Origin of the sequence: Enterobacter asburiae (assembly GCF_024599655.1) — a bacterium.
In the GTDB taxonomy this organism is placed as follows: Bacteria; Pseudomonadota; Gammaproteobacteria; order Enterobacterales; family Enterobacteriaceae; genus Enterobacter; species Enterobacter asburiae_D.
This window is the reverse complement of record NZ_CP102247.1, coordinates 3,012,298-3,029,713: the sequence shown is the minus strand read 5'-3', so window position 1 is coordinate 3,029,713 and position 17,416 is coordinate 3,012,298. Positions and strand designations below refer to the sequence as shown.

At 53.5% G+C, this 17,416-nt stretch carries 19 protein-coding genes; 9 read left to right on the top strand and 10 right to left on the bottom strand.

The features are described from left to right. The first annotated feature begins 26 nt into the window (after window positions 1–26). From pdeG to NQ230_RS14420, 3 genes are all read left to right on the top strand, one after another. Entirely contained in the window at window positions 27–1,547 is a 1,521-nt protein-coding gene (gene pdeG / locus NQ230_RS14430; protein WP_257258046.1) for a cyclic di-3',5'-guanosine monophosphate phosphodiesterase PdeG, read from the top strand. A gap of 113 nt (window positions 1,548–1,660) precedes the next feature. Then, the gene (locus NQ230_RS14425; protein ID WP_371745416.1) at window positions 1,661–3,145 is read left to right on the top strand and encodes a sensor domain-containing diguanylate cyclase; all 1,485 of its coding nucleotides are present in this window, start codon (window positions 1,661–1,663) and stop codon (window positions 3,143–3,145) included. A 282-nt stretch (window positions 3,146–3,427) separates the two neighbouring features. Continuing rightward, a complete protein-coding gene (locus NQ230_RS14420; RefSeq protein WP_006174788.1) occupies window positions 3,428–3,676 on the top strand; it encodes a GlsB/YeaQ/YmgE family stress response membrane protein in 249 nt (82 codons plus the stop codon). A 129-nt stretch (window positions 3,677–3,805) separates the two neighbouring features. Here the strand turns inward: NQ230_RS14420 and NQ230_RS14415 are convergent, their stop codons facing one another. Further along, the gene (locus NQ230_RS14415; protein ID WP_029739841.1) at window positions 3,806–3,904 is read right to left on the bottom strand and encodes a YoaK family small membrane protein; all 99 of its coding nucleotides are present in this window, start codon (window positions 3,902–3,904) and stop codon (window positions 3,806–3,808) included. Window positions 3,905–3,949: 45 nt separating this feature from the next. Then, a complete protein-coding gene (locus tag NQ230_RS14410) occupies window positions 3,950–4,978 on the bottom strand; it encodes a sensor domain-containing diguanylate cyclase (protein WP_213821758.1) in 1,029 nt (342 codons plus the stop codon). A gap of 309 nt (window positions 4,979–5,287) precedes the next feature. Here NQ230_RS14410 and NQ230_RS14405 point away from each other — a divergent pair, with 309 nt between their 5' ends. Both NQ230_RS14405 and NQ230_RS14400 read left to right on the top strand, forming a co-directional pair. Continuing rightward, the gene (locus NQ230_RS14405) at window positions 5,288–5,542 is read left to right on the top strand and encodes a putative hemolysin (RefSeq protein ID WP_219323834.1); all 255 of its coding nucleotides are present in this window, start codon (window positions 5,288–5,290) and stop codon (window positions 5,540–5,542) included. 80 nt (window positions 5,543–5,622) lie between these two features. Further along, on the top strand, window positions 5,623–5,928 hold the full coding sequence (locus NQ230_RS14400) for a nuclear transport factor 2 family protein (RefSeq protein ID WP_045401563.1): 306 nt from the start codon (window positions 5,623–5,625) through the stop codon (window positions 5,926–5,928). Here NQ230_RS14400 and NQ230_RS14395 read toward each other — a convergent pair whose 3' ends face one another. Then, entirely contained in the window at window positions 5,929–6,273 is a 345-nt protein-coding gene (locus NQ230_RS14395) for a DUF488 domain-containing protein (RefSeq protein ID WP_193939941.1), read from the bottom strand. It lies immediately after the preceding gene. Between the two features lie 101 nt (window positions 6,274–6,374). Here NQ230_RS14395 and NQ230_RS14390 point away from each other — a divergent pair, with 101 nt between their 5' ends. Next, window positions 6,375–7,085, top strand: coding sequence for a CTP synthase C-terminal region-related (seleno)protein (locus NQ230_RS14390; RefSeq protein WP_032657944.1), 711 nt, complete (start codon window positions 6,375–6,377; stop codon window positions 7,083–7,085). Between the two features lie 96 nt (window positions 7,086–7,181). Here NQ230_RS14390 and NQ230_RS14385 read toward each other — a convergent pair whose 3' ends face one another. After that, entirely contained in the window at window positions 7,182–8,369 is a 1,188-nt protein-coding gene (locus NQ230_RS14385) for a CynX/NimT family MFS transporter (RefSeq protein ID WP_193939939.1), read from the bottom strand. A gap of 99 nt (window positions 8,370–8,468) precedes the next feature. On the opposite strand from NQ230_RS14385, the gene NQ230_RS14380 reads away from it, so the two are divergent. Then, window positions 8,469–9,260, top strand: coding sequence for an AraC family transcriptional regulator (locus NQ230_RS14380; protein ID WP_159513908.1), 792 nt, complete (start codon window positions 8,469–8,471; stop codon window positions 9,258–9,260). Here the strand turns inward: NQ230_RS14380 and NQ230_RS14375 are convergent. Then, a complete protein-coding gene (locus NQ230_RS14375) occupies window positions 9,244–9,690 on the bottom strand; it encodes a DUF441 domain-containing protein (protein WP_121423405.1) in 447 nt (148 codons plus the stop codon). The two genes, NQ230_RS14380 and NQ230_RS14375, sit on opposite strands and share 17 nt — an antisense overlap. Window positions 9,691–9,835: 145 nt before the next feature. Here NQ230_RS14375 and yoaI point away from each other — a divergent pair, with 145 nt between their 5' ends. Next, a complete protein-coding gene (gene yoaI, locus NQ230_RS14370) occupies window positions 9,836–9,940 on the top strand; it encodes a small membrane protein YoaI (protein WP_010430055.1) in 105 nt (34 codons plus the stop codon). A 21-nt stretch (window positions 9,941–9,961) separates the two neighbouring features. Here yoaI and NQ230_RS14365 read toward each other — a convergent pair whose 3' ends face one another. The 3 genes from NQ230_RS14365 to yeaG form a co-directional block, all read right to left on the bottom strand. After that, the gene (locus NQ230_RS14365; RefSeq protein WP_029739834.1) at window positions 9,962–10,462 is read right to left on the bottom strand and encodes a YbaK/prolyl-tRNA synthetase associated domain-containing protein; all 501 of its coding nucleotides are present in this window, start codon (window positions 10,460–10,462) and stop codon (window positions 9,962–9,964) included. Between the two features lie 98 nt (window positions 10,463–10,560). Then, window positions 10,561–11,844 (bottom strand): YeaH/YhbH family protein, encoded by a 1,284-nt coding sequence (locus tag NQ230_RS14360; protein ID WP_024908577.1) that lies wholly within the window; start codon window positions 11,842–11,844, stop codon window positions 10,561–10,563. A 74-nt stretch (window positions 11,845–11,918) separates the two neighbouring features. Further along, a complete protein-coding gene (gene yeaG / locus NQ230_RS14355) occupies window positions 11,919–13,853 on the bottom strand; it encodes a protein kinase YeaG (RefSeq protein ID WP_008500713.1) in 1,935 nt (644 codons plus the stop codon). Between the two features lie 430 nt (window positions 13,854–14,283). Between yeaG and NQ230_RS14350 the strand changes: the two genes are divergently transcribed. Further along, on the top strand, window positions 14,284–15,030 hold the full coding sequence (locus NQ230_RS14350; protein ID WP_121423406.1) for a MipA/OmpV family protein: 747 nt from the start codon (window positions 14,284–14,286) through the stop codon (window positions 15,028–15,030). Window positions 15,031–15,126: 96 nt separating this feature from the next. Here the strand turns inward: NQ230_RS14350 and NQ230_RS14345 are convergent, their stop codons facing one another. Together NQ230_RS14345 and gapA are read right to left on the bottom strand one after the other, a co-directional pair. After that, a complete protein-coding gene (locus NQ230_RS14345; protein ID WP_193939937.1) occupies window positions 15,127–16,011 on the bottom strand; it encodes a D-hexose-6-phosphate mutarotase in 885 nt (294 codons plus the stop codon). 73 nt (window positions 16,012–16,084) lie between these two features. After that, the gene (gapA, locus tag NQ230_RS14340; RefSeq protein ID WP_023311257.1) at window positions 16,085–17,080 is read right to left on the bottom strand and encodes a glyceraldehyde-3-phosphate dehydrogenase; all 996 of its coding nucleotides are present in this window, start codon (window positions 17,078–17,080) and stop codon (window positions 16,085–16,087) included. Window positions 17,081–17,416 lie beyond the last annotated feature (336 nt).

Below are 17,416 nucleotides of genomic sequence, written 5' to 3'. Positions count from 1 at the left end.
TTGCTTTTTCTATTAAGGAAAACATCGTGCGCAACGTGATGATCCCTATTCTTAGCGCTCTGTTTCTTTTTCTGAGCGGCATTCTGATTATTAACTGGCAGCTATGGCAGATGGCGAAGCTTAATAATAGTCATACCGCCACGGCAAGCACCCAAAAAATAGAAAACATTCTGGCTGAGGCCGTCAGCGCGGCCAACACGGCGAAGTATGTTGCGGCCGAAGGGTGTACCCGTAGCGGACAGCTGGCGCTGGGGACAGAGGCCGCGCTAAAACCGCATCTGCGCGCCATCATGATTCAGCAGCAGGGTAAAATTATCTGTACATCCCTTCCCGGGAATGGCGTGCTGATTATTCATCCGGAGACGCTACCTGTCGAAAAACTGATGCTGTTACCCGGCAATCGGCTGGTGAACGGCATTCCGGTGCTTATTTTCCAGATGCCGGTTGCGGCAGGGCGCGTCATCGTCAGCGTGAGTGATGCACATTTGCGGGACGTTATCGCGAGCGCATCAAACAGCGTAGATCTGGGGCTGGTTGTCGGCGAAAGCATGCTTGGGCGCAAGGGTGATATTACCGGCTGGAAAGCCGCCTCCTGGGCGGGGGCGATTACGGCCTCAACGCAATTCCCCTTTAGCCTGGCCTGGCAACCTCCTGCCTTTTTTAGCCTGACGCGGCTGCTGCAACAGGGATGGAGCCTGATACTGCTTATTCTTGCGCTATCGGTGGCGGTGGGCATTTTGATCCGCCGTTACAAGGGGAAAAGCACCTCATTTGAAGACGATTTACGTAAGGCCATTTTGCAGGGGGAGATCGTGCCGTATTACCAGCCGATCGTGAACGGCGATACCGGCGGGCTGTATGGCGTTGAAGTCCTGGCAAGATGGAAGCATCCAAAGTCAGGCTTTATCCCACCGGATGTTTTTATTCCTATTGCCGAACGTAGCGGTTTGATTATTCCGCTAACCAAAGGGCTGATGGCGAAGGTCGTGACACAGCTTAAGCCGCTTTTGCCTAAGCTACCGGACGGGTTTCATATCGGGGTGAACGTCAGCGCCAGACACATCAATGCACCTTCCTTCATTGGTGACTGTCGCGTCTTCGGAAAGGGATTTCAGGGCAAAGAAGTCAAACTGGTTCTCGAGGTGACCGAGCGTGAACCGCTGATCGATAATCCTCACCTGGTGAAAAACCTTAACATGCTGCATAACGCCGGTTTTGTCATTGCGCTGGATGATTTTGGTACAGGCTATTCAGGTCTTTCATGCCTTAATGCGCTTGCCATTGATTATATTAAAATTGATAAAAGCTTTGTGAACCGGGTTTCAGATGAAAAGGATTCAACGATCCTGCTGGACTGCGTCATTGACCTGGCGAAAAAACTCTCATTGCGCATTGTGGCTGAAGGCGTAGAAACGAAAGCGCAGCTGGAGTATCTCAACCGTAATGAGATTACCCTGTTGCAGGGTTATTATTTTGGTAAGCCCGTCTCCTATATCGAATTTATTAAAGTCATTTTATCTAAGCCCCGGGAGACGGTAAGTTTGTAAAACGAAATTAAGACGAGCCTCTGTTGTACGCTTAAGTGCAATTCATTTTCCTCTTATCCTGAGCTTTGTTACAGTGACAAGAGTTGTCAGCCAGGGATGTCAGGCGTGATAAGGTGGAAAAGCTCGTGCATGTGAAAAATACTTTTTACACAACAACCATTACCGTCATCATTGTCTCATTGATCATCTCGCTGTCGCTTGCCGTCCAAATTGCAACGTCCAGGCAGCAGTCAATCCAGCAAATTAATACCAGCGTCGCTAACCTGAGCCATACCCTTGATGTCTATACCGAAGGGATTATGCGCCAGAGTGAAATGTTAATTACTACCGTTTCCGACATAATCGAAATTTATGGCATGACGCCGCAACAGGCGACCCATATTCAGTGGATGATAAATAATCAGGACAATCTTCTTTCCCAGATTAATAATGTGGTTGTTTACGATGCCAGGGGCGATATCTTTACCGCATTACACGAAACGTTTACGGGCCCGCGCAAAGGCTCGGACAGAGAGTTTTTTATCTATCACAAAGAAAATAACAATCAGCAGATTTTTATTGGCGAGCCCGTAGTCAGCAGAACCAATGGCAAATGGGTCATCACCATTAGTCGCCGCCTTGAAACCCACACCGGGGCATTCAATGGTGTTGTGGTGGTGACGCTGGGGATCGAGAATTTTCTCGCGCTCTACGGGCAGATTAATATTGGTCACGCGGGGGTCATTGGCTTAACAACCGAGTCAGGCGTGCTGCTGGTCCGTTATCCTTTTAAAAATACCTATATCGGCACGATCGTTTCTGATTCACCGCTCTTCAGGAAATACCTCAAGGTACAAAATACCGGGATAGCCAGTTCCATTTCGCGGTTTGATAAAATCGAACGCATTTATGCCTATGAAAAAAACCGACGCTACGGGCTGGTCACCACCGTGGCCGTCAGCATTGATGAGGCCCTCGCTCCGTGGCGCAAGCAGGCCATTCAGCTGGCGGTACTCATTTTCGTTTTCACTGCGGTACTCATCGTCGCGTCATACTTCCTGTATTCCGACTTATCCAGAAAAACCAGAGATAACAAGGCGCTGAAGATTATCGCTTCTGAGGATGCGCTAACCGGGCTTTACAACCGTCGTATTTTTGATGAAAAAATCCTCTCGGAAATCGCGATTTGTGCCGCGCATGACGCACCGATTTCGATACTGATTGTGGACGTGGACTTCTTCAAAAAATACAACGATAACTACGGCCATCCGGAAGGGGACCGGTGTCTGGCGCTGCTGGGAAACAGTCTCAGGAAGAGCCTTACCCGCGATAATCAGATTGTGGCGCGATATGGCGGAGAGGAGTTTGCGCTGATATTGCCGGATACGGATATCCAGGAGGCGCTTCGACTGGCGCAGACGATTATACGCAACGTGTTTTCTCTGCAAATCGCACATGCTTTCAGCCCCTTCGGGCGGGTGACGGTAAGCGTCGGAATTTCTACCGCGCGAGCGGTCGACATCGCGGGCAGCCAGCAGAATATCATTATTGCCGCTGACCAGGCGCTCTACCAGGCAAAACGCGCAGGACGTAACCGATACGCGTTTGTTGGGGTATGAAAAAAAAAAGCCCACTTAAAAGTGGGCAAGAAATACTGGAAGCAATGTGAGCAATGTCGTACTGAATACCTGAGTGTTTCGCTCAACTATTCAGTGTTGAGAAAGATAATCTTTCTCAACAAAAGATGCAACCCTACAGTTTATGTGGCGCGCCCTTTTTGTTGATGAATAATTGCGCACTCTCTCATTGTGATGCCTATCACAAATTTCCTTTCTGAAATCCTGTGCTATTCTTTTTTGTGTCGTTGATTTAATGACAAAAACCATACAGAGAGGAAAGTTATGGGAATTTTATCCTGGATTATCTTTGGGCTTATTGCGGGTATTCTGGCGAAGTGGATCATGCCGGGCAAAGATGGCGGTGGATTTATCGTCACCGTAATACTGGGTATTATCGGCGCGGTAGTTGGCGGCTGGATCAGTACGCTGTTCGGTTTTGGCAAAGTCGATGGCTTTAACTTCGGCAGCTTCGCCGTTGCGGTGATCGGTGCGCTGGTTGTTCTGTTTATCTACAGAAAAATCAAAAGCTGATCCTTAACGCGTTAAAAAAGGCTGCCAGATGGCGGCCTTTTTTACATGGCGGGTTTACCACCAGCCAAGCTGCGTGCCGGCAAACGCCGCGAGGGCAACGATCAGCATAATGAGGGTCGTTTTTCTCATTTATGCCCCCGGCGCCGCGTAACCACCGACAAAAAACCACGCTAAAAAAATCACCGCCGTTATAAAAATAACGACCGGGAAGAGGATCCCTATTCTCATACCATCACCTGTTTCGGTTTCTATAACGCCGTAGAGTGTACGGGGTTAATCCATAGTGAGAAAGCGTGTTTTGCTTTTTCCTTTCTTATCCTGATACATCGCGACATCCGCGTCGCGTAATGCGCTGTCCGGATCGGTTACCCGAGGGTCCACTTCGATAACGCCGAGGCTGGCACCGGGGTAGATAAGGTTGATGCTACCCAGCCAGTATTCACCGGCAATACAGGCGCTGAGACGCGTTTTGAGCAGGGTTATCTCTGTGGTATCCCCTTCATCGTGGGATGTGCTCAACGACGCCACCAGAAACTCATCGCCGCCCAGCCGGCCAATGATATCGTCCTGCTTTTTTTCTTCCGTCAAACGCTTACCCACTTCAATCAGGAACTGGTCGCCAGCCTCGTGGCCGTAGCGATCGTTAATCAGCTTAAAATCATCCAGATCGATGAACGCGATGACGGTGTTACGTTTAAGGTGCCGTGCCAGCGAAAACAGCGTGGTCAGGTCTTCAAAAATGGCGCGACGGTTGGGTAAACCGGTAAGGGCATCCGTGTAAGAGTGCGCGATGAGGGCCGCATTGGCTTCGCGAAGCTGGGTCACCAGCGACTCTTTCTGAATGGACTGGGCAATCAGCCCGGCGAATAGCTTCAGAACCTGTTCACCGCGCTCGCTAAGCGGCTTTCTGGCCGTGCTGGTGGCGCAGAGCGTTCCGTAGAGCGAACCATCCGCAAGATGGACAGGAATACTCATATAGGTCGTGATACCGAGCGCTTTCGCCGCCTCGCACTCCGGCCAGCGTTCGGGAACGTCGTTGCTGAATACGGTGTCGCTATCCAGCGCGCGCTTGCACAAGGTTTCATCCCACGGAACGCTCAGTCCCTCCGGGATTGTCATCTGCTTGCTGTTGCGGGCGTAAAGGATATGCTGCAGTCGGGCTTCGATATCTACCTTGGTGAGGTAAGTCGACTCCATGTCCGTCACGATCTCCAGCATCTCCAGCAGCTGGCGAACGAGACCTTCAAGGGATTGTTCAGTGGCGAGGGTTTCTGAAACACGGGCAAGGATAATATCCGACATGACGTAGAATGACTCCCAGGCAGAAGACGTCTGCATCTGCATGTTATGCTGAGTTTTTAGACTTCAGGCATAGTAAAACATGAATATAGAAAATTTAATATATGCAGGGAGAGGGCTGCAGGAGAGAAAAAAGGCCCCGTTGTTGAGACCGGGGCAAAGACATCTTGATTACGGAATGATGTTCTCTGGTCATATCGAGAACACGCCTCACTATAGTGTTGAAAAGTGCAGTTAAAATGGAGAAATCATGGAGAAAGCGGCGATGAGCCGTTACCCTTAGACTGTAATGATGTGAAAAGGATCAATGAGATGAGATATCTGCTTCTGGCGCTGGCGCTTCCCCTGGCTGCCTGCACCGCTAAAACGACCCCACCCGATGCCCCGAAACCGCCGCACGCTATCGGTATGGCGAACCCGGCCTCCGTGTACTGTCTGGAGAAAGGCGGAGAACAGATCCCGGTTCAAAGCCCGCAGGGCGTACGCACGGAGTGCAAACTCCCGGGGGGCGAAGTGATTGATGAATGGACGCTCTACCGTCGCGATCATCCGCAACCCACCAGGTGACAGACGTATATTGCCTGCGATACACTTCTCTTTAGGATTATTCTTAGCCAGTCCCTGGCTACCGTTATCGTGAGAGAAGTATGTTTCAGCTTAAACCGGGCAGCATGGCGATGATCGTGGGTGCCCGCACGGCGTCAGGCCGTCGCAATATTGGTAAATCTGTTGAGCTGTTTGGCCTGTGCCAGCCCGGCCTGCGTTTCGTTAACCCGGTCAACGGCGTGATGACGCAACTCCCCGCAACTGCGGATCGCGCGCTTTGGCTGGTGACGGGTGATGTTTACGCCTTTGACAATCAGCACGGCTTTGCGTTTGTCCGTGCCGAACATCTGATGCCGCTCACCCCCGATGAAGCGCCGCAAATCCTCGATGAGCTGACGATCGGCTGATCACAGGTGGCGCAGCCAGTCGGCTAATACCAGGGCGTGATTTTGCTTCGTGTCTTTGGCAGCAAAGAGCAGGGTGACGGTCTGCCTGTTCGCCAGCGTCGCCAGACGCCTTCCCTCGTCAGCGTGCTGCGCCAGCTCTTCCCGATAGGCCTTACTGAAGGCGGCGAAATCAATGGTTTCGCTATGGAAGGCCTTGCGAAGTTCATTCGAGGGCGTGAGCGTTTTGCACCATTCATCATACGCGAGGTCCGTTTTTTTGACCCCGCGCGGCCACAGCTTGTCCACCAGCACCCGATAGCCGTCGTCCGGAGCTGCCTGTTCGTACACGCGTTTGCATTGAATCATGATTCCACCCTCCCAATTTAAGGTATTGTGATAATTGCAGAAGATCGGTAGTCTGAGGTTCCTTATGTTATCTGATAATACTCTGGCATAAGGAACCTTTCATGGAACACCTCCCGGTTAAAACGACGCTGCGCATTGCGCTGGTTGGCGATTACAATCCCAGTGTTATTGCGCATCAGGCGATCCCGCTGGCCATTGACGACGCCGCCGCAGTCCTTGACCTCACCGCCGATTACGACTGGCTTGCCACCACGGAGCTGACAAGCCCTGAAGATCTGGTGGGCTACGATGCCATCTGGCTGGTTCCCGCCAGCCCCTATAAAAACACCGAGGCCGCTTTTATCGCCGCGCGCTACGCCCGTGAAAACGGCATTCCGTTCCTTGGCACCTGCGGCGGATTCCAGCATGCGCTGATTGAGTATGCCCGCAATGTGTTGGGCTGGGCTGATGCGGCACATGCTGAGACGGATAGCGAAGGCACCATGGTGATTGCGCCGCTGGCCTGCTCGCTGGTGGAGAAAACCGATGCCATTGAGCTGCGCAAAAATACGCTGATCGCAAAAGCGTACGGCAAGCCGGAAATTGAAGAGGGGTATCACTGTAACTATGGCGTGTCGCCAGAATTTGCACAGGCGCTGGAAAGCGGTGATATGCACGTTACGGGCTGGGACGAACAGGGGGAAATTCGCGCCGCAGAACTGGTTACGCACCCGTTCTTCGTGATCACCTTATTCCAGCATGAGCGTAGTGCGCTGGAAGGACGCCCGGTCGTGCTGGTGCAGGCGATGCTGCGCGCGGCGCGCGATTCATAACGTCGTCGCTTCTCTTGCCGGGTGGCGCTGCGCTTACCCGGCCTACAATTCTGCGCGCGGGTAAGAAAAGGCAGACCCGGTGGTCTGCCTCTGGATTTAACGGGGCGCGATCTCCCGATCTCGCCCGGCGAGCACGCCGCAAACAGCCATTATCACGGCGGCCAGGGCGCAGCCCAGTAACGGTATCCGCCAGTCTCCCGCGCTATCGTGAATTTTACCCATCAGCGGAGGGCCGCAGGCGGCGAGCAGATAGCCAATCGACTGCGCCATGCCGGAGAGCGCCGCGGCCTGGTGCGCGGAGCTGGCGCGCAACCCGATGAACGTCAGGCCGAGGATCATCGTTGCCCCTGTACCAAAGCCAAACACCAGCGTCCACATCACCGCCATGTCAGGCATAAACCACAGCCCCGCCGCGCTTACCGCGCACAGCAGCGCCACTGCGCCTGCAATGACCCGCTGATCTTTCAGACGGTGGAGGACCAGCGGCACGGCAAGCCCCGGCACGGCCGTGGCCAGCTGCAGCAGCCCGTGCACCGATCCGGCCTGCGCTTCGCTGTAGCCGTGGCTAAGCAATATCGCCGGCAGCCAGCCGATGATCACGTAGTAAATCAGCGAGTTAATCCCCAAAAAGAGCGTCACCTGCCAGGCGAGGGCCGAGCGCCAGATGGCGCGATTATGCAGCGCGCCAGCGCTCGTTACCGCTGCAACGTGTTTCTGACGCCACTGGGGTAACCAGAGCAGCAGCGCGACCAGCGGAAACGCCATCAGCATCAGCAGGGCGCCATGCCAGCCCGCGTTCCCCTGCGCCAGGGGAACAATCATCGCTGATCCAAACGCCGCCGAGACGCCCATCGTCAGGGAATAGGCCCCGGTGAGTCGTGCCACCTGGCCCGGGAAGTCACGTTTAATTAATCCGGGTAACAGCACGTTCCCGAGCGCAATACCGCAGCCAATGACCGCGGTTCCGATGAAAAGCAGCGCGGCGGAAGGCAGCGAGCGAAGTGCAATTCCAGCGCAAATCAGCAGCAGAGCGATAAACAGGCTGCGCTCCATGCCGATACGTCGGGCAACGCCTGCGGCGAGCGGCGAGATGAGGGCGAAAGCCAGCAGGGGCAGGGTGGTCAGCAGACCGGTTTGCGCCGTGCTTAAGCCATAATCAAGACGAATAGTGTCGAGCAGCGGGGCTGCGCCGGTAAAGGTGACGCGAAGCGTAGTGGCAATCATCAGGATGCCTGCAATCAACAGCGCGCCGTGTTTTCCTGAGGTGCGAATAGCAGTAGTCATTATGTTCTCATACGTTCAAGCGAGGGCACACAATACCGATTTTCTCAGCGGTTGAAATCAGGCTAAAATGACAGTTTATCGCTAAAATCGGACAAACTGATGATTGGTCTGGGACTGGACGGCTATGATCCCGATAGCCAGCACGATGCGGCCGTCGCGTTTCGCATCCGCGTGGTGGCGGAGGAACAATATATTCCCCGACATCATCACCGTAAGGGGCAGCTAATTCTGGCCCTCGGAGGCGCGATCACCTGCGAAGTGGAAAATGCCATGCTGATGGTCCCGCCCCAGTACGCCGTCTGGATCCCCGGCCAAATGCCGCACAGCAACAGGGCTACGCCGGGCGCGCAGCTCTGCTTTCTGTTCATTGAGCCGGGGGCGGCAAGCTTGCCCGAGCGCTGCTGCACCCTGAAAATCTCTCCTCTGGTGCGGGAGCTGATTTTATCCCTGGCGGAAAAATCGCGTGAACAGCTGCCTCTTGCGGCCACATCGCGCCTGGTGGACGTCCTGTTTGACGAGCTGCCGCTCCAGCGTCAGGAGCATCTGCAGCTGCCCGTGTCGCCCCATCCTAAAATTCGGCTGATGAGCGAGAAAATGGCGGAAGAGCCTGCCGCCTGGCAGACGCTGGCGCAGTGGGCGAGCCACTTCGCCATGAGCGAACGCAGCCTGGCGCGGCTGGTGGTGAAAGAGACCGGCTTAAGCTTTCGCCGCTGGCGTCACCAGCTGCAGCTGATCGTGGCGTTACAGCATTTGATTAGTGGGAAATCGGTACAGCAGGTGGCACAGTCACTGGGATATGACTCTACCACCGCGTTTATCACCATGTTCAGAAAGGGACTGGGCCAGACGCCGGCGCGCTATATGGCCAGCCTGACTACGACTTCCCGATAAACAGAGAGACAAGGCCTGCCGCAATCAGCGGCCCCACCGGAACGCCGCGGAAGATCGCCACGCCCAGAACGGTGCCCACCAGCAGACCCGCCACTATCGAGGGCTGGCTGCTCATCAGCGTAACGCCGCGTCCGCCCAGCCACGAAACAAAAATCCCCACCGCGATCGCTACCAGCGATTTCCAGTTTACAAACGAGTGCAGCAGGGTTGAGGCGGGCAGCGTACCGCTGGCGATGGGTGCCATTACCCCGATGGTTAAAATGATGATCCCGATGGTGAGGCCTTGTTTTTCTATCCACGGGAAAAAGCTATTTAACGGGGTCACGCGAACAATAATCAGCACCAGAATCGAGATGGCGACGGTGGTGTTATGGCTGACAAAGCCGAGCGCGGCGAGTGCCAGGAGAATGAGCAGAGTAGGGTCAAACATAGGGAATCCTTGCCAAAATAATTAACCTGCTTACAGTACGCGCAAACGCGACGCAGGACAGCTTTAAAAAGATTTTATTGTTGTCATAACCTTGTCATTTACGCGGATTAAAACGGAGGCAGATATCGCAAAAGGGGTCGCCATCATGAACGATCACATGTTTGTTGAAACGCTGATTATCTCCTCATCGTTTTTCGCTATTGCCGTTATTCTCGTCGCCTCCGTGCTGTTCCTGGAAAGAAAAGGCTGACAGGGTCGCCAGCCATAGCGGTTATGCTTTATGGAAGTTCACAAGCTCAGGACGGGCGATGCGCAGGTAATCCTGGGTATCCATAATCACGGATTTCTCCAGCAGGCCGGCATTAAACGCGATTTCGTCAAAACGCTCGAACAGCAGCGGGTCGGCAACCAGTGCCAAATCAGGATGGAAGCTAAAGGGCGGGATAGCGCCGAAAACGCAGGCCGTCAGGGTATCGACCTCGGCCGGGCTGGCGAGGGAAGCCTTCAGCCCGCCAAAATGGCTGGCAAGCTGGCTCAGGTCAGCCTGCAGATCGGCGGCGAGGATCGCCAGAACGTGTTTTTTTACACCGTTTCCCTTCACCTTGCAGACCAGGGCCTTAGCGCCTTGCCGCAGATCGGTCCCGCGAATTTCACTTACCGCTTCACATTTCCCGACCGCCTCGTGCTCCATGACGCGAAACCGCGCGCCCTGCTCGGTGAGTAAGGTAATCAGTTGCTGGTGGGTTCCTGCCCCAATAACGTCGTCAGTCATAACGATTTCCCGGTGATAATCCAGTATGCAGCGTTCTACATTAGCACGGGATGAGCGGGGTCGAAAGAAAACAGCCAGCGGGTTCGCTGGCTGTTGGGTTATGCGTTGCTGGTAGAAGATTGCTTGTGGAAAAGCTCTCTGAAGACCGGATAAATATCATCCTGGTCACGGATATGCTGCATGGCAAAATTATCGAACATCGATTGCAGATGTTCATACTCCCGCCACAGGGTCTGGTGCGCGCGACGGGTGATTTCGATATAGCTGTAGTAACGCACTACCGGCAGAATTTTCTTCGCCAGAATCTCGTGACACAGCGGTGAGTCGTCGGCCCAGTTATCACCGTCCGACGCCTGCGCGGCATAAATATTCCACTGCGACGGGTCGTAACGCTCTTTCACCACTTCATCCATCAGCTTCAGGGCGCTTGATACGATGGTTCCGCCGGTCTCCTGCGAGTAGAAGAACTCATGTTCATCCACCTCTTTCGCCTGAGTGTGGTGGCGGATATAGACCACCTCCACGTTCTTATAGGTTCTGCTCAGGAACAGGTAGAGCAGAATATAAAAACGCTTCGCCATATCCTTGGTGGCCTGGTCCATCGAGCCTGACACGTCCATCAGACAGAACATCACCGCCTGGCTGGAGGGTTCAGGCCTTTTTTCGTAATTCTTGTAGCGCAGGTCAAAGGTGTCGATAAACGGTACCCGTTCGATCTTCGCCCTCAGCTCTGCAATCTCTTTACGCAGGCGCTCCTCTTCCAGCAGTTGCGCCGGTTCCGTGTTTTCCACGACCTTCAGGCTGCTCTCCAGCTCGCGCAGTTCGCGCCGTTTGCCCGCCGTCATCGCCGTTCGTCGCGCCAGCGAATTCTGCAACGAACGCACGACGCTGATATTGGCGGGCACGCCGTTGGCGGTATAGCCCGCGCGATGGGTTTTATATTCATTAAGCTGACGATGCTGATTCTTTTTCAGATTCGGCAGCGCCAGGTCTTCAAACAGCAGGTCGAGATATTCATCTTTCGAAATCTGGAAGACAAATTCGTCCTGGCCTTCACCGTCCTGGCTGGCCTGTCCCTGACCGCTTCCTGAACCACCGCCGCCGCCCTGAGGGCGCTCAATTCTGTCGTTCTGAACGAAGTGGTCATTACCTGGGTGTACGCGATGGCGCAGGCCGCCTCGCCCCTGATGAAACATCGGTTCGCTGATGTCATCGGTGGGGATGGAGACAGACTCGCCGCTGTCGACGTCGGTCACCGAGCGTTTGTTGATGGCCTCGGAGATAGACTGTTTAATTTGCGCTTTATAACGACGCAAGAAGCGCTGGCGGTTCACCGTGCTCTTGTTTTTGCCGTTAAGACGCCGGTCAATAAACCAGGTCATATGCCCCCCGTACTGCATTTGCCAACTTGCATTTTGTAGGCCCGGCAAGCGCTAACCGCTACCGGGCACTTGTTTTAAGACGATTTACGCACGCGCAGATACCATTCGCAGAGCAGGCGGACCTGCTTGCGGGTGTAGCCTTTTTCCATCATACGGTCGACAAAATCGTCGTGCTTTTTCTGCTCATCGGTTGAGGTTTTGGCGTTAAACGAGATCACCGGCAGCAGCTCTTCGGTATTGGAGAACATTTTCTTCTCAATGACCGTGCGCAGCTTCTCGTAGCTGGTCCAGTTCGGATTGCGCCCGTTGTTATGCGCTCTTGCGCGCAGGACGAAGTTCACAATCTCGTTACGGAAGTCTTTCGGGTTGCTGATCCCGGCAGGCTTCTCGATTTTTTCCAGCTCCGCGTTCAGGGATTCACGGTCAAACAGCTGGCCGGTATCCGGGTCGCGGTACTCCTGATCCTGGATCCAGAAGTCAGCATAGGTGACATAACGGTCGAAAATGTTCTGCCCGTATTCTGAATAGGATTCCAGGTAGGCCGTCTGGATCTCTTTGCCAATGAACTCGGCGTATTTCGGGATCAGGTAACCTTTGAGGAACTCAAGGTAGCGTTCAGCCTGCTCCTGCGGGAACTGCTCGCGTTCGATTTGCTGCTCCAGCACGTAGAACAGATGAACCGGGTTGGCCGCCACTTCCGCATGGTCGAAGTTAAAGACGCGGGAGAGGATCTTAAACGCGAAACGCGTGGACAGACCGTTCATCCCCTCATCGACGCCAGCGTAATCGCGGTACTCCTGATACGATTTCGCTTTCGGGTCGGTATCTTTCAGGCTTTCACCGTCATAGACGCGCATTTTGGAATAGATGCTGGAGTTTTCCGGCTCTTTCAGACGCGAAAGGATGGAGAAGCGTGACAGCGTTTCCAGCGTGCCGGGCGCGCAGGGGGCATGCACCAGCTCACTGTGGTTAAGCAGTTTCTCGTAAATTTTGATCTCTTCGGAGATCCGCAGGCAATAAGGCACCTTGACGATGTACACGCGGTCAAGGAAGGCCTCATTGTTTTTGTTATTACGGAAGGTCACCCATTCAGATTCGTTCGAGTGGGCGAGAATAATCCCGTTAAACGGCAGGGCGGAGATACCTTCCGTCCCGTTGTAGTTGCCTTCCTGGGTCGCCGTCAGCAGAGGATGCAGCACTTTAATCGGTGCTTTAAACATCTCGACGAATTCCATAATCCCCTGGTTCGCGCGGCACAGCGCGCCTGAGTAACCGTAGGCATCCGGATCGTTTTGCGCGAAGTTTTCCAGCTTGCGGATGTCGACTTTACCCACCAGCGCCGAGATGTCCTGGTTGTTCTCATCACCGGGTTCTGTTTTGGCGATGGCGATCTGTTCAAGGATAGATGGCCAGACTTTCACCACGCGGAACTTGGTGATATCGCCACCAAACTCGTGCAGGCGTTTTGCCGCCCACGGCGACATGATGGTGCCAAGGTAGCGACGCGGAATGCCATACTCTTTATCCAGAATCTGCGCATCTTCCTGCGGATTGAACAGGCACAGCGGATGGTCGTTCACCGGGCTGCGTTCACCGTTGGCGCTCAGTACATAGATAGGCACGCGCTGCATCAGCGACTTCAGGCGTTCAGCCAGCGAGGATTTACCGCCACCCACCGGGCCAAGTAAATAGAGGATCTGTTTCTTCTCTTCCAGACCCTGAGCGGCATGCTTCAGATAGGAGACAATCTGTTCGATGGCATCTTCCATACCATAGAACTCTTCAAACGCCGGGTATCGGGCGACCACCCGATTCGAAAAGAGACGGGAAAGCCGAGGCTCCAGGGCAGTGTCAACCATGTTTGGCTCACCAATAGCCATTAATAGCCGTTCTGCCGCATTGGCATAGGCACTGCGATCTTGCCGACAGATGGTAAGAAACTCCTGCAGTGTGAACTCTTCGTCCTTGGCAGCTTCATAGCGCTGGCGATAGTGATCGAATATATTCATGGCATGCCGTCCTTTCGTTTTTTAGCACAGGATAAGAGCCGTTCGTATGAGTAGTGGAGGCTCCCGGAAGAGAATCTCTCGCACCTCACTGCCAGAGCAGCAACCTGTGTGCCAGGTCAGACGCTAAGAACCGCAGGTGTTCAGGAAAACTCTTCTTAAATTAAAGCGTAGATGGCATTTGCAAAACTTGCATGCCCAGAAAATCTACTTTCAATGACATATCAATAACTCATCCAAAAATTTCCACTGTCGTTATAAGACAAATGCACGTTTTTCATTCAGTGGTCATATAAATGAAAGCGGGCTGTCATCTGAAAAGTTAAAAATAACGGGTTAATCAGACTGATTAGCAGGCAAAAAATTTTGGGATGTACGGGAATGGCGGTTACACTTCATCCGCTGATTATTTGACTACAGGAAAGAATGGATTGTGACCAAACTCAAACTTCTGGCATTGGGCATCCTTGCCGCGACCGCAGTGAACACCGCACAGGCGGAAAGTCAGTGGACGGTTGGCGCGGGTGTTGGCGTCATTAACAGCCCGTACAAACAGTATGACCGTGATGTGTATCCTGTTCCCGTTATCACCTATGAAGGCGATAACGTCTGGTTCCGCGGGCTCGGCGGCGGCTACTATCTCTGGAACGATAAGGCCGATAAGCTCTCCATCATGGCCTACTACGATCCAACGCACTTCAAGCCGGGTGACAGCGACAGCCACGCGCTTCGCCAGCTCGACAAGCGTAAAAGCTCGATGATGGCCGGGCTCTCATACGTGCATAACACCCAGTATGGCTTCCTGCGTACGGCCCTGGCGGGTGATACGCTGGATAACAGCAACGGCTTTATCTGGGATCTGGCGTGGCTGTACCGCTATACCAACGGTGGGCTGACTCTGACGCCGGGTATCGGTGTGCAATACAACAGCGAGAACTACAACGACTACTACTATGGCGTCTCTAAAAACGAGTCCCGCCGCAGTGGTCTGAAAAGTTATAGTGCAGATGACGGCTGGGATCCTTACCTGGAGCTGACCGCGAGCTACAACTTCCTTGGCGACTGGAGCGTGTACGGTACCGGCCGCTATGAGCGACTGAGCGACGAAGTGAAGGATAGCCCGATGGTCGACAAATCCTGGGCGGGTATTTTCTCTGTCGGCGTGAGCTACAAGTTCTGATTGCGCACTACTATCGTGCAATTCATGCATTAAAACGGGGCGCTTGCGCCCCGTTTGCTTTAATGTGGTGCAGTGAAGCGGGGGAGGTGAAATGCCTTAGCGTTTCACAATCTTAATTGTCTGCCCTAAACGAGACGGTTTTTCGTCGCTCGCTTTTTGCGGCGTGCTCACGCAGGCGGTTTCCACGCAGACAAACGTTTTATACCCTTCATCCGTCATGTCGGCCATGCTGACGGACAGCGCCGGACCCGGGTTCCAGCCCACCACGTCGCTGTGATGATGATGGACCACTTCAATTGCGCGGTTCAGCGCGCCGTCGTGGATCACGCTGCACGCTTCCGGGTGCAGGTAGACGCGGTCGGTACGGTCAGGGAACGTCTGTACGCCGTCGCTCAGTTTACCTTCTTTGGCGTTATCCACTTTGTCGATAAAGGTATCGCCAAGACCGCTCACCTTCACGGCGCTGATATCACCCACGTTGAAGTAGGTGTGCAGGGCGGCGGTGGTTTCGAACTCACCGTGGGCTTCCAGTTCGATTTCACAGGTTTTACCCAGCTTAAAGCGGGCGTACAGGGTGAAATCGTGCGGCCAGAGGGCGCGGGTTTCATCATTAGCCTGCAGCTCAAAGGTCAGCACTGCGCCGTTGTCATCTTCGTTATGCGCTTTCAGCGTCCACTGCTGGTTGCGGGCAAAACCGTGAGACGGCAAACCCGGCTGTGCGGACGGGCCGAACCACGGCCAGCAGATCGGCACGCCACCGCGAATAGCCGCCCCTTTTTTGAAGGAGGTCGCATCGCTCAGCCACAAACCTTCGGCTTCGCCTTCCGGTTTCCAGGAAAGCAGGTGGGCGCCGTTCAGCGCCACGGACGCTTTGACGCGCGGATGGTCAACGACGATAACGTCGGCACCGTCAATCTGACGGCGGGAGAGCACAGGGGTAAGTTGTTCGACTACCGGAAGTGCAAAAATTTTATTAATCATTAAGCAATCCTCTGTCTTATAAATAAAAAAAGGCGACCGAAGTCGCCTTTTTGGATCAAGCACTCATCTCAACTTATTTGGAGATGTGAGCGATCAGGTCCAGTACTTTGTTAGAGTAGCCGGTTTCGTTGTCGTACCAGGATACCAGTTTAACGAAGTTGTCGTTCAGTGCGATACCAGCTTTAGCATCGAATACTGAAGTGCAGATTTCGCCGTTGAAATCGGTAGATACAACGTCGTCTTCGGTGTAGCCCAGAACGCCTTTCATTGCGCCTTCGGAAGCAGCTTTGATTGCTTTCTTAATTTCTTCATAAGAAGCAGCTTTTTCCAGACGAACGGTCAGGTCAACAACGGATACGTTAGGAGTTGGAACGCGGAACGCCATACCAGTCAGTTTGCCATTCAGTTCTGGCAGTACTTTACCTACAGCTTTAGCAGCACCGGTAGAGGATGGGATGATGTTCTGAGCCGCGCCACGGCCGCCGCGCCAGTCTTTGTGAGACGGGCCATCAACGGTTTTCTGAGTAGCGGTGGTTGCGTGAACGGTAGTCATCAGACCTTCGATGATGCCGAAGTTGTCGTTGATAACTTTAGCCAGCGGTGCCAGGCAGTTGGTGGTGCAGGATGCGTTAGACACGATATCCTGGCCAGCGTAAGTTTCGAAGTTTGCACCACGAACGAACATTGGGGTGTTGTCTTTGGAAGGACCAGTCAGAACAACTTTCTTCGCACCCGCAGTGATGTGTTTACGTGCAGTTTCGTCGGTCAGGAAGATACCGGTTGCTTCAGCAACAACGTCAACACCGATTTCGTTCCATTTCAGGTTAGCTGGGTCTTTTTCAGCAGTAACGCGGATGGTTTTGCCATTAACAACCAGGTGGCCGTCTTTCACTTCAACGGTGCCGTCGAAACGACCGTGAGTTGAGTCGTACTTCAGCATGTACGCCATGTATTCAGCGTCCAGGAGATCGTTGATACCAACGATTTCGATGTCAGAACGTTTCTGAGCAGCACGGAAAACAATACGGCCGATACGGCCAAAACCGTTGATACCTACTTTGATAGTCATATATTCCACCAGCTATTTGTTAGTGAATAAAAGGTTGCCTGTAAAATTACAAAAACCTTACGCAGCGTCAAGCGGAATCGTGTCAATCATTGCGACAAATCAATCCTGTGACTAACGTTTGTGCGACTGACTCGCCTCACTTTCCCTTTGAGCTTGCACCCATATGGGGGCTGCGCCGGGATTTTAAAGGCCTCGCAGGATAAAAATGTGAGCATGATCACAATTGCCTGACCGCCTTTTCGCGACACATAAGTTTAGATCAAAAGTGCACGCAAGGGTGTTAATGTTTTGTTAGAATCCGGGTTAAAAGATGTCTGTTTCTACAGCGAGATGTAA

Coding starts and splice junctions, on each gene's coding strand:
- NQ230_RS14420 (WP_006174788.1), top strand. CDS start 3,428: ATGGGAATTTTATCCTGGATTATCTTTGGGCTTATTGCGGGTATTCTG.
- NQ230_RS14415 (WP_029739841.1), bottom strand. CDS start 3,904: ATGAGAATAGGGATCCTCTTCCCGGTCGTTATTTTTATAACGGCGGTG.
- NQ230_RS14410 (WP_213821758.1), bottom strand. CDS start 4,978: ATGTCGGATATTATCCTTGCCCGTGTTTCAGAAACCCTCGCCACTGAA.
- NQ230_RS14405 (WP_219323834.1), top strand. CDS start 5,288: ATGAGATATCTGCTTCTGGCGCTGGCGCTTCCCCTGGCTGCCTGCACC.
- NQ230_RS14400 (WP_045401563.1), top strand. CDS start 5,623: ATGTTTCAGCTTAAACCGGGCAGCATGGCGATGATCGTGGGTGCCCGC.
- NQ230_RS14395 (WP_193939941.1), bottom strand. CDS start 6,273: ATGATTCAATGCAAACGCGTGTACGAACAGGCAGCTCCGGACGACGGC.
- NQ230_RS14390 (WP_032657944.1), top strand. CDS start 6,375: ATGGAACACCTCCCGGTTAAAACGACGCTGCGCATTGCGCTGGTTGGC.
- NQ230_RS14385 (WP_193939939.1), bottom strand. CDS start 8,369: ATGACTACTGCTATTCGCACCTCAGGAAAACACGGCGCGCTGTTGATT.
- NQ230_RS14380 (WP_159513908.1), top strand. CDS start 8,469: ATGATTGGTCTGGGACTGGACGGCTATGATCCCGATAGCCAGCACGAT.
- NQ230_RS14375 (WP_121423405.1), bottom strand. CDS start 9,690: ATGTTTGACCCTACTCTGCTCATTCTCCTGGCACTCGCCGCGCTCGGC.
- yoaI (WP_010430055.1), top strand. CDS start 9,836: ATGAACGATCACATGTTTGTTGAAACGCTGATTATCTCCTCATCGTTT.
- NQ230_RS14365 (WP_029739834.1), bottom strand. CDS start 10,462: ATGACTGACGACGTTATTGGGGCAGGAACCCACCAGCAACTGATTACC.
- NQ230_RS14360 (WP_024908577.1), bottom strand. CDS start 11,844: ATGACCTGGTTTATTGACCGGCGTCTTAACGGCAAAAACAAGAGCACG.
- yeaG (WP_008500713.1), bottom strand. CDS start 13,853: ATGAATATATTCGATCACTATCGCCAGCGCTATGAAGCTGCCAAGGAC.
- NQ230_RS14345 (WP_193939937.1), bottom strand. CDS start 16,011: ATGATTAATAAAATTTTTGCACTTCCGGTAGTCGAACAACTTACCCCT.
- gapA (WP_023311257.1), bottom strand. CDS start 17,080: ATGACTATCAAAGTAGGTATCAACGGTTTTGGCCGTATCGGCCGTATT.